Raw genomic sequence first — 11,517 nt, 5'->3', positions numbered from 1 at the left:
AGTATAACAGGTATAGTTTTCAGAGAGTTCTTGAAAAATGGTAATGAAAACGGACATGTGTATGAAGATTTTTCTTTTCTTAAGTTTGCTTTTTACTATTGTTTTTGCTCGCGTCCAAGGCTGTGACTACGACGTTAAGCTCGCTCAAGTCGCACTTTTGGACGACGGCTTGGTCAAAATTTTAAACATCGATACGCAAAAGATCATAAAAAATATCCATTCAAAAGACAAGATCACCTGCCTAGCTTATGACAAATCGGCTCTTTATGTCGGGCTTAGTAGCGGCGAAGTGATAAAATTTGACCCCGTTTTGGGGCAAAGATCGGTATTTTCTCTCGCCGACACCAAGGCTTGGGGCGAAATTTCACTCATGAAGATCCTAAACGATAAAATTTACGCTCTCATCGGGCAAAATACGCTGATCGTTTATGATATGAGCTCCAAAAAGCTCATCAAGAAAGATTTTCCTCAAATTTATAGGATTTCAGCTCTGCTTGCGCTGGATAGTGAGCTTGTGATGGCTGGCTACGACGGCGCGGTTTATAGTCTAGATCCTCAAAATTTAGAGGCTACCAGGCTCTTAGATCTTGGCTTCGTGCCTACTAGCGCCTGTATCTTAAAGGGCTCACAAGATGTGATATTCGGGCTTTTTGACGGTGAGGTGGTGAGCCTAAAAAGCGGGCTTCGCGCAAAGATAGCCGAAACTAAAATTTGCGCTTTGTCCTGTTTGGATAGTGAAATTTACGCTGGCGGAGGTGACGGTAAAATTTATAAACTAGATAAGAATTTTAAAATTTTAAGCGCCCAAAAGGTGCATACAGATGAGCTTAGAGCGATTTTTGCCGATAAAAATTTTATCTTGAGTGTCGCTTTTGACGGCGATGTGAAATACAAAAAAGCAGACTGAAAACATTTTAATAAAAGGAGAGCAAATGCAAAAGTTTTTAAACTCTTGTATCGCGGGTATCGCGCTGCTTGGGTTGTCTTTTAGCGCGGCGTGTAGCGCAAGTGATCTTGAACAGGTCATGAAAGAGCGCGGACTCAGCGAGAAAGACGTCCTAGCAGCCGCCAAAACCTATCAGCCAAGCGGACGAAAGGACGAATTCATCGTATTTTCATCCGGCGGTCAATCAGGCCAGATACTAGTTTACGGCGTTCCGTCGATGAGAATTTACAAATACATCGGCGTTTTCACGCCTGAGCCTTGGCAAGGATACGGCTATGACGACGAGTCGAAGGCGGTGCTAAAACAAGGCGCTATCAGGGGCAAAGAGATAACCTGGGGTGATACGCACCACCCGAATTTCACCGAGAAAAACGGCGAATATGTGGGCGATTATCTTTTCATCAACGATAAGGCCAACCCTCGTATAGCCGTCGTAAATTTACATGATTTCGAGACCACTCAGATCGTCGTAAATCCGATAATGAAAAGCGAGCACGGCGGTAGCTTCATCACTCCAAACAGCGAATACGTCATCGAAGCAAGCCAATACGCAGCTCCGCTTGATAACAACTACCACTCCATAGACGACTACGAGGCGGTTTATCGCGGTGCGATCACGTTTTGGAAATTCGACTATCCAAAGGGCAAGATAGACGAGAAGGCCTCTTTCTCACTTGAGTTGCCTCCATACTGGCAAGATCTAAGCGACGCTGGTAAGGGAGAGAGCTTTGGCTGGGCTTTCACAAACTCGATAAATACCGAGATGTATACAGGCGGCATCGAAAAAGGCTTGCCTCCGTTTGAGGCGGGTGCTAGTAGGAACGATACCGACTTCATGCACGTTTATAACTGGCAAATTTTAGAAAAGCTAGCTAAGGACAAGAAAAACTACATGGAGATAAACGGCCATAGAGTCATCACTATTAAGGCCGCCGTCGATGCGGGAGCACTATTTTTGATACCTGAGTCAAAGAGCCCTCATGGCATAGACGTAACGCCTGACGGTAGATACATCATAATCGGCGGAAAACTCGATACTCACGCTTCCGTTTATGACTTTAGAAAGATAAAAGAGCTCATAGATAAAAAGGATTTTGCCGGTACGGACCCGTATGGCATCCCTATCCTCGATATGAAAAAAGCCCTTCATGGACAGGTAGAACTAGGCCTTGGACCACTGCACAACTCTTTTGACTCTAAGGACGGCATAGTCTATACTTCGCTTTATGTCGACTCTCAGATCATAAAATGGGACTATAAAAATTTAAAGGTGCTTGATAAGGTAAATGTGCATTATAACATCGGACACCTTGACACTATGGAGGGCAAGTCCTCTAAACCGGTAGGCAAATACGCTATAGCGCTGGATAAGCTTTCTATCGATCGCTTCAACCCGGTAGGACCTCTTCATCCGCAAAACCACCAGCTCATTGACATAAGCGGTGCTAAGATGGATCTAATATATGATATGCCTATACCTCTTGGAGAGCCTCACGATGTCGTCTCTATCGCAGCTTCCAAGCTAAGTCCGGCGCTCACTTATAACATGGGAACAAACTCAAGAACAGGCAAGCCAAGCCCTTATGTCACCCTTGCAGGTCAAGAGAGGATCGAGCGAAACGGCAAAAATGTGACCGTCTTTGCAACGATGATAAGAAGCCACATCAACCCTGAGCACATCGAAGTGAATAAGGGCGATAACGTCACTATCCACCTTACAAACCTGGAGCGCGCTCAAGACGAGACTCACGGCTTTGGTATAGATCTATACAATATCCACGCATCGCTTGAGCCGGGCAAAACGGCAAGCGTGAATTTCGTAGCCGATATGGAAGGCATCTTCCCTTACTACTGCACGGAATTTTGCTCTGCGCTTCACCTTGAGATGATGGGATATTTGCTCGTTAAAGATCCGAATAAAAAATACGAATCCGCAAAAGGCAACAAGCTAAAAGCTCTAAGCCCTGAGGCTTTAAAAGCCGAGTATGACAAGGTCATCGCGACAAACAAAGCTACTGACGCGGTAATACAAGAGGTCGTAGCGTATCTCAAAGAAAAACATTTTGAAAAATATCCGAAGGTGAAAGAGCAAGTCGAGGACGCACTGGATCAATACAGCAAGATAGCCGAAGTCAAGAAAAAAGCCGATGAGGCCTATAAAAAAGGCGACGTAAACGGCGCGATCCTTTGGGAGTATCAAGTATGGCAATACATGGTAAAAACCGCCGACGTTGGCCTAAGGGCTAAAAACAATCTCGCAAAAGCTATCGCGACTCCTATGAGTGCGGGTGCTGCAAAAGGCGAGGAGGCCTATCTAAAAGGCGGATGCAACGGCTGCCACGTCATCGGTCAAGTAAGCTCTGGCCCTGATCTAACGGGCGTGCTTTTGCGACACGAGAACGGCGAGAAATGGGTGGCTGATTTCATAAAAGATCCTGCGAAATTTTATGAGGACGACTATGTTAAAGCGATGATAAATTACTTTAACCTAAGGATGCCAAATCAGCACATGAGCGACGAGGAGATAAAGCATATCATCGAATACCTAAAATGGATCGATGAGAACGCCGGTCTTTAAAATTTGGGCGGGATTCCCGCCCTTTAAATTTTGAAATTTGACTTGAAATTTTGAGCGTTTTATAATAGCGACATCGCTCGCAGCTTTTCAAGACGCTTTACGCTATGCGTTTGCAGTGAGACTTCGCTACAAACAAAGGAAGCTGCAGGGCCGACAGCGAAAATCGCGGCATGCTTATCAAATAAAATAGGCTCTGTTACAATATTTCATTGATTTTTAACTTCCAAGAGCGAAGTCAAACCTTGTGAAGCGACACTATCGTCGCCGATTTGCAGGGAAGCGGCAGCTGACCGCGTAAATCGTGCTATATGTTCGGCGTCTTGCGGAGCGAACATGGTTTGCGAAGCAAGTGTCAATGATTTATTATAACAGAGCCATAAAATACTAAGCATAAAAAGTAAAATTTTAAAATTTAAAGGAGAAATCATGAACAAGTATAAAATTTACACCCTTATAGCGCTTGTCATCATGACCGTGTGCTTTACCATACCGGTGCTTGGATTTTACGGAGCGAAGGCAAAGATCGAAAATGGCGACACTTTGCCCGCATGGACATATAAAATTTACGATGTTTATACGTCCTTTCAGTACAAAAACCACCTCCTGCCAAAGGACGTGGCATCAAGCCTTGAAAAGATGATCGAGCAAAAGGCCGAGATTGGCACGCCGTCCTTTCCTATCTGGTATGTCTCGCTTGAAGCGCCAAACTATCCAAAGGCGGCCTTTCCTGACGGTATCCCTGTTTATTTTCACGTAGACGGATACAGCGGAGACGTGCATGAGATGAATACGATAAACCACTACATCGGTATGTATCCGATGGAATACGGCGGCAATGTCGAGCGAGCCATAGCGCCTTATTATCTGCTTATTTGCACGCTTTGTATGCTTGCGTTTTTGTATTATGACGGTAAATTCAGCTCCCTTTTGATGATACCTCCTATCATCGCACCGATACTTTTCATGGGCGCTTTTACGGGCTGGCTCTACTGGTACGGACACAACATGCAAGAGTGGGGCGCGTTTAAGATCAAGCCTTTCATGCCGACGGTCCTTGGCGACGGTAGCGTCGCGCATTTTACGACGCACTCTTACCCGGCTATCGGTTTTTGGGTCATGATAATCATGAGTGCGCTTTGCCTGCTTGCGATGTTTTCAAAGAAAAAAGAGCTGAAAGGCTGAATTTATGAAAATTTTACTCCTTGTGTCGTTCGTGCTTAAATTTGCCGTGGCAAATGCCTTGCAAGAAGTGATCGACAACGCCCAAGCTGGCGACACGATAAAGCTTGGCAGCGGAGTTTACGAGGGGAATATCGTCATAAATAAGCCTCTAAATATCATCGGCGAGGATAAAAACGTCGTGATAAAGGGCGAGGGCAGATCGAGCGTGATAAAGGTCATCGCCTCTGACGTGAAGCTCGAAAATTTAAAGATAAGAGGTAGCGGAGATAGTCTGAGCGATCTTGACGCGGGCATAAGCTGCGACGGGGCAAATAACGTGACTATCAAAGCAAACGAGCTTACGGACGTGCTTTTTGGCGTTGAGCTCAAGCAGTGCAACGCCTCTAAGATCGTAGAGAATAACATCACCTCAAAGGCCGTCGCGATGCCTCTTAGAGGTGATGCGATCAGGCTTTGGTATAGTCATGAAAACTTGATCGAGTCTAACTATGTCCACGATAGCCGCGATATGGTCGCGTGGTATGCGAGCCTAAACACCTTTAGGAAAAACCACGGCGTGCGCGGTCGCTACTCGATACACTTCATGTATGCAAACAAAAATTTGGTGGAATTTAACACCTTTGAGGGAAATGCGGTAGGTATGTTTTTTATGTATTCGCAAGGCTCGCTCGTTCAAAATAATCTGGTCATAAATTCAGACGGTGCTTTTGGCATCGGCATCGGGCTAAAGGACAGCTCGGCCTTTACTATAAAAAACAACACTCTCATCTACAACGCGCGCGGACTGTTTTTAGACGCCTCCCCGTTTCAGCCAAATATGCCAAACGTCTTTGAAAACAACCAAATTTTACACAACACCATCGGCATACAGTTTCACGCCACCCAAGAGCCAAGCGTCTTTAAGGACAACGACTTCATCGGCAATATGCAAATCGCCTCAAACGATACGCCCGGCTCAAAGATGTATCTAAACCAGTGGCGGGGCAACTATTTTGACGAATACGAGAGCTTTGACATCGACAAAGACGGCTTTGGCGATACGCCGTTTTTACACTTTATATATGCCGATCAGCTGTGGCAGTATCATCCGAATTTGCAGTTTTTTTATGGCTCCAGTATATTCAGCGTGCTAAATTTCCTCGCCAAGCTAGCGCCATTTTCAGAGCCAGTCAAGCTACTGCAAGACGATAAGCCGCGTATGAAGCCTGTAAACGAGCAAAATTTGGCTAGGGGCTAGCGTGGATAGGCGAAATTTCATAATTGCCGGCGCTGCGGCGATAGCCTGCGGATATGGCGTAGGTATCGCCCTGCCAAAGACGAGAGCCGATGAGCTTTATCTAAGGCCGCCGGGAGCTGTTAAAAATTTCGAGTCGCTTTGCATAAAATGCGGTCAGTGCGTGCAGGTGTGCCCCTATCACAGCATCGATCTGCTAGACATCGCACAGGGCTACTCAAACGGCACGTCTTACATAGACGCGAACAAAAGAGGCTGCTATCTGTGCGATCTCTTCCCTTGCGTATTGGCCTGTCCTAGCGGTGCATTAAGCCACGATACGAAGGTCATCGGTGATGTGAAAATGGGCGTGGCGATCTTGGTAGACGCCAACGCCTGTTTGGCTTTTAAGGGTGAGAGCGTCGATGAGAGCGGAGTTAAAAATTTACTGGATAGGAAAATTTATAACGACAGGGAGCAGGCGGTAAAGGATAGCATAAAGGCCAAAATAGGCTCTATCTGCGATCTTTGCGCGAGCTTGTGCCCGGTCGGAGAGAGCGCTATAATCATGCAAGAAAATTTGCCTCTCATCAAGCAAGGCTGCGTTGGATGCGGCGTTTGCGCTGAGGTCTGTCCGCCACAGGTCATAAAAATAGCGCCAAATAAAACCTATGATGAAATTTACTAAGGAGAGATGATGAGATATATTTTTTATATTTTTGCCTTTATGCTTCTTTTTAGCGGCTGTAACGATAAAGGCAAAGACGATAAAAACCAGACCGCCTCGCAGTCCGCACAGACTGCCGGCGTGATAAAGGTCGAAAGATCAAGCGCTAGTGCCCAGCCAAGCAGATCGGACTTCGTTCATTACGATATGGACGGAGAAAAAAAAGTGAAATTTGGCCTTGAGGACAATAACGTAAGCAGGCAGATCGGCGCTTTAGCGATGGTGAAAAGCCCGCTTGAGAGCATAAACGCAAAGCTCGTGCGCGGCAGGCTCAGTAAGGACTTCATCGTCAAATGCTCCTCTTGTCACGATGATTACGCAAACGGCATCATCGGTCCGTCGCTGCTAAATAAAAGCGGCGATGAAATTTACGATATGATAATCGCTTATAAAAACAAAGAAAAAGCCAACGTGCTCATGCGAGATCTGGTAAATTCTATGGACGAGAGCGAGGTCAGGGCGCTTGCAAAGGATATAAGCGACTTTAACGCGCAGTTTAGGAGTAAAAAATGAATATAGGAAAGATCGTAACGATACTAATCGCCATAGGCGTCTGTGCGCTCATGGTGATGATGTTGATGTTTCAGACACCAAGTAAAAAAGGCGGCGAAGCAAAAGCGCAAAGCGCTTCTCAAAACAATGCCACACAGGTTTCAAACCAAGCTCAAAGCACGACTATCGAAAATTTCGCCTCAAGCGAGGAGCTAAAAAAGATAAAAGAGCTCGCAGGAAGCGTTCAAAACAAAGCCGCAGAGGGGACTAGCAAGCTATATCTGACCTCGTGTGCGCCTTGTCACGGGGCTGATGGCAAGGGCGTGATGGCACCAAATATCGCCGGAATGGATAAAGAGCAGCTCATCAAAAAGCTGCAAGACTATAAGGCGGGCAAGGTCGATAATTCGCTGATGAAAGGGCTTCTGACAAACACCAGCGACGCTGACATAGCCTTGCTTGCGGATGAAATTTCAAAATTTAAAAAGTAGCCATGAACAAATACACCACCCGCGCGACAGTGAGGCAGATCGGCTTTTTCAATACATTGATCAGCACCGATAAAAACGGCAAAAAACGCCCCAGCATTAGGGCTTGGCGCATAGGAGTCATCGTTTTGGTGCATCTTTTGTTCGTGCTGTCGTATCGAGCCGATATCCAAATTTTAGAGGGCGATATCAGCGGCTCGCGGATATTTGGCTTTCACTTGACGGATGTTTTCATGAGTGCGCAGGTGTTTTTATCCACGCATGAGATGCACGTAAATCTCATCATCGGATCGCTTAGTATACTGGCTTTTTACGTGATAGTGGGCGGTAGAGCGTTTTGCAGCTGGATATGCCCCTATTCTCTCATAGGCGAGATAGGCGAGAAATGGCATGAGAATTTGCGCGCCAAAAAGCTCATAAAAGAGCGAAATTTCGACACCAAATGGCGCTACGTCTTTACGCTGTTTTTTCTGGCTCTAAGTCTTGCTAGTGCGCAGCTCGTGTTTGAAATTTTCAATGTCGTGGGTATATTTTCGCGTTTCATCATCTACGGCTACGCACATGCGATCTGGTTTGTCGTAGCCGTCTTATCGGTGGAAATTTTCTTTTCACGCCGCGCATGGTGTCGCTACGTTTGCCCGATAGGCGCGACCTACTCGCTACTGGCTAAGCCAAACGCGATGAAGGTGAGCTGGGATAAAAACAGATGCGATCATTGCCTGGTCTGCATAGACGTCTGCCTCGTGCCTCACGTGCTCGAGATGACAAAGACCAAGGCAAAAGATAGCGGCGAGCAAAAAGAGACGTTTCGTATCGCAGGGGCTGATTGCACGCTTTGCGGACGCTGCATAGACGTGTGTCATCAAGACGCGCTGAAATTTGACAACGGGTTTAAAAAGCTGATATAAGGGAAAATTTTGATAAATCTAAAAAATATAACGAAGAGCTTTGGCTCGCAAAAAATTTTAGACGATGTGAGCCTTGATGTAGCACGCGGCGAGAAGCTGGTTATCCTGGGGCAAAACGGTGCCGGTAAAAGCTCGCTCATGCGTATCGTTTTGGGTGAGTTTTTACCTACCGGCGGTAGCGTCAGCATAAACGGCTTTGATCCGCTAAAGAGCCGAAAAGAGGCGCTCTCTCTCATATCTTTCGTGCCTCAGACGCCGCCTCCGCTTAAATTTAGCCTCGCCGAGCTTTGCGAATTCGTTTGTAAAAGCTCGAACGTGAGCTTTGATGAGATAGCGAAATTTTGTGGCGAGCTTGACTTTTCACTGGAGCAAAATTTAGGCAAGCCCTTTTACAAGCTCTCGGGCGGCATGAAGCAAAAGATGCTCATAGCCGTGGCGTTTGCTAAAAATACCGAAATTTTGATGTTTGACGAGCCGACGGCAAATCTCGACGTGGAGGCTAGGGGCGCTTTTAAAATTTTGCTAAAAAGGCTCGCCGGGGCTAAGACGATGGTCTTCATCTCGCACCGTATAGACGAGATAGACGATATCTTGCAGCGATACGTGCTGATGGATCTTGGCAAGATAGTAAAAGATGAAATTTTAAAAGGCAAGGGCGCGTGATGAAAAATCTACTTTTGATAGCAAAGCTCGATATAAAGGAGTCTTTTCGCTCCAAGTGGTTCATGCTTTATCTGGGGCTATTCTCGGCGCTGATGCTAGGCTTTTTGTTCAGCGGCGTGACTGATTCTAGAGTGCTTGGCTTTTCGGGACTTACGAGGGCGCTTTTGTTGTTCATTCAAATTTGCGTCGTCATCGTGCCTATTTTCATACTCATTTCCACCGTCAGGAGCATAAATTCCGACCGCGATACGAATTTGCTCGAATACGTCCTCAGCTTTCCCATCAGCTTAGCGGAATTTTACTTTGGCAAGGCTCTCGGACGGGCATTTGTCGTGTTCGTGCCGCTTCTTGTCGCTTTTATCTTATGCGTGGCGGTTGGTATTTTTAAAGCAGTCGCGATACCTTGGGACGTTTTGAGTCTTTATCTGGGGCTACTTTTTAGCCTCAGCATTGTGTTTTTATCACTTGGATTTTTGATCTCTAGCCTCATAAAAAACCAAGAAACTGGGCAGGGCGTGGCATTTTTACTGTGGCTTATAATGCTTGCATTTTTAGATCTTGCGCTGATTGGCTTTTTGATGAGGAGTTCAGTCGATGAAAGGGTTATTTATTTTATCGCTTTGATAAATCCTATCGAGCTTTTTAGGATAGCAGCCATCTGCCTTTTTGATCCAAACCTCGCTGTCATCGGTGCGGCATCGTATTTCATACTGGCGAAATTCAGCCCCGCAGCGTTCATCGCTTACAGCATACTTTATCCGCTGATCTTGGGCGTTCTTTGCCTTACGGGCGGGTATTTCGTCTTTAAAGAAAAAGATTTGGTGTGAAATTTCGATTTTATATTTCATTAAATAAGAATTGGCTTTAAATTTAGAACAAAGCTGTATCATTTCGTTGTCCAACAAGAAAAACCTCCTTTTTGTAGCAACCCCCTTTCCCCCAAGGGGGTTTGTTTTTAGTCTCCTGCATTTTTGCTTATATATGTAAAATCTAGGTAACACTTTTTTTAAATTCAGCTAAAACATAAAATAAGATGAGTAAAATTTATAAACACTTCGTCAAAAAAAGAGCCAAATTTCAACACATGAAAGGATCGAAGATGGAATTTTATATGAAAGCCGCCGTTTTGTGCGGTATATTGGCATCGTTTTGCTCGCTTGAGGCTAAAAATTTAGAGACTGCACACACCAAAACGATAGATGTCGCCGTCAAAAGAGTCGAGCTTGAGATGATATCCGATCTCGTCTACGCCCAGCCGCCTATTTATGGCTATAAAAACAAGGCGCTTGAGATGGATATCATAAAACCAGTCTCCGATCAGCCCTTGCCGACCGTGCTTTTCGTGCCCGGGGGCGGCTTCATCTCATCAAACAAGACTAAATTTTTTCAGCCTCGCGTAGATATCGCGCAAGCCGGATACGCAGTCGCCAGTATCGAATACCGCGTCGCTCCCGAAGTCACATTTCCGCAGCCTCTCATCGATGTCAAGTCTGCGGTCAGATTTTTACGTGCAAACGCCAAGAGATTTGGCATAGACCCGGACAAGATCGCCATAATGGGAAACTCTGCGGGCGGCTATCTCTCTGCGATGACAGGCGTTACAAACGGACTGAAAGAATTTGACGTAGGTGAAAATTTAGGCTTTAGTAGCGATGTCAAGGCCGTTATCGATATTTTCGGGCTATCTGATCTTAATAAAGTCGGTCAAGGATACGCCGAGGAGCTTGAAAACGAGCACTACTCGCCCTCAGCCCCGGAGGCGCTTTGGCTAAACGGGATGGCGACGAATTCTCGCACGAGCGGCAGTGTACTAGACTATCCCGATCGTGCTGCAAAGGCAAATCCAATAAATTATGTCTCGAGCAAAACGCCGCCATTTTTGATAATGGTCGGTGATGCCGATACGCGCGTATCGCCGGTAGAGTCTAAACTGATGCACGAAGCGCTGCTAAAAGCTGACGCTAAAAGCGAGCTCATAATCGTAAAAGGCGCCGAACATGGCGGAATTTATTGGGCGCAAAGGCAAATTTCAGACATTTTGATCAAATTTTTAGATGAAAATTTGAAAAAATAAAAGCCAACGGATAAAATTTAGACGTAAAATTTGAGTCCATATCTCATGGTCTGACAGGCGGTCTAAAAGCACGTTATCCAGGCGGTTCGACGTGCATGGCTCAAGATCTTAAATGATAACGGATTTTAAAATTTATTAACTAAGGGTTGAGTTAAAATTTAGAGCCAAATAGTATGATTTCGTTGTCCGACAAGAAAACCTCCTTTTTGTAGCAAATTAAAGCCCCTTATCCCCCTGAGGGGCTTT

11 protein-coding genes are annotated in these 11,517 nt (G+C 45.7%); all 11 read left to right on the top strand.

Annotation, left to right across the window (positions count from 1 at the left end; all coding sequences use genetic code 11):
• The first annotated feature begins 61 nt into the window (after positions 1–61).
• Complete coding sequence (locus tag CCVT_RS08850; protein ID WP_018137085.1) at positions 62–907, top strand: WD40 repeat domain-containing protein; 846 nt, start codon at positions 62–64, stop codon at positions 905–907.
• A 25-nt stretch (positions 908–932) separates the two neighbouring features.
• Positions 933–3,524, top strand: coding sequence for a Sec-dependent nitrous-oxide reductase (gene nosZ / locus CCVT_RS08845; protein ID WP_009649435.1), 2,592 nt, complete (start codon positions 933–935; stop codon positions 3,522–3,524).
• A 426-nt stretch (positions 3,525–3,950) separates the two neighbouring features.
• A complete protein-coding gene (locus tag CCVT_RS08840; RefSeq protein WP_011992783.1) occupies positions 3,951–4,706 on the top strand; it encodes a hypothetical protein in 756 nt (251 codons plus the stop codon).
• A gap of 4 nt (positions 4,707–4,710) precedes the next feature.
• Positions 4,711–5,943: a nitrous oxide reductase family maturation protein NosD gene (locus tag CCVT_RS08835; protein ID WP_018137083.1), complete on the top strand. Its 1,233-nt coding sequence runs from the start codon at positions 4,711–4,713 to the stop codon at positions 5,941–5,943.
• A 1-nt stretch (position 5,944) separates the two neighbouring features.
• Positions 5,945–6,607: a 4Fe-4S dicluster domain-containing protein gene (locus CCVT_RS08830; protein ID WP_018137082.1), complete on the top strand. Its 663-nt coding sequence runs from the start codon at positions 5,945–5,947 to the stop codon at positions 6,605–6,607.
• Between the two features lie 9 nt (positions 6,608–6,616).
• A complete protein-coding gene (locus CCVT_RS08825) occupies positions 6,617–7,159 on the top strand; it encodes a c-type cytochrome (protein ID WP_018137081.1) in 543 nt (180 codons plus the stop codon).
• Complete coding sequence (locus CCVT_RS08820; RefSeq protein WP_018137080.1) at positions 7,156–7,629, top strand: c-type cytochrome; 474 nt, start codon at positions 7,156–7,158, stop codon at positions 7,627–7,629. The genes CCVT_RS08825 and CCVT_RS08820 overlap by 4 nt, the downstream gene beginning before the upstream one ends.
• A gap of 2 nt (positions 7,630–7,631) precedes the next feature.
• The gene (locus CCVT_RS08815; RefSeq protein WP_018137079.1) at positions 7,632–8,534 is read left to right on the top strand and encodes a NapH/MauN family ferredoxin-type protein; all 903 of its coding nucleotides are present in this window, start codon (positions 7,632–7,634) and stop codon (positions 8,532–8,534) included.
• Between the two features lie 9 nt (positions 8,535–8,543).
• Complete coding sequence (locus CCVT_RS08810; protein ID WP_018137078.1) at positions 8,544–9,197, top strand: ABC transporter ATP-binding protein; 654 nt, start codon at positions 8,544–8,546, stop codon at positions 9,195–9,197.
• Positions 9,197–10,024 (top strand): ABC transporter permease, encoded by an 828-nt coding sequence (locus tag CCVT_RS08805; protein WP_018137077.1) that lies wholly within the window; start codon positions 9,197–9,199, stop codon positions 10,022–10,024. The genes CCVT_RS08810 and CCVT_RS08805 overlap by 1 nt, the downstream gene beginning before the upstream one ends.
• A 272-nt stretch (positions 10,025–10,296) precedes the next feature.
• On the top strand, positions 10,297–11,271 hold the full coding sequence (locus tag CCVT_RS08800) for an alpha/beta hydrolase (RefSeq protein WP_018137076.1): 975 nt from the start codon (positions 10,297–10,299) through the stop codon (positions 11,269–11,271).
• Positions 11,272–11,517 lie beyond the last annotated feature (246 nt).

This window comes from Campylobacter curvus (assembly GCF_013372125.1).
GTDB lineage: Bacteria > Campylobacterota > Campylobacteria > Campylobacterales > Campylobacteraceae > Campylobacter_A > Campylobacter_A curvus.
This window is presented reverse-complemented; position numbering and strand designations above follow the sequence as displayed.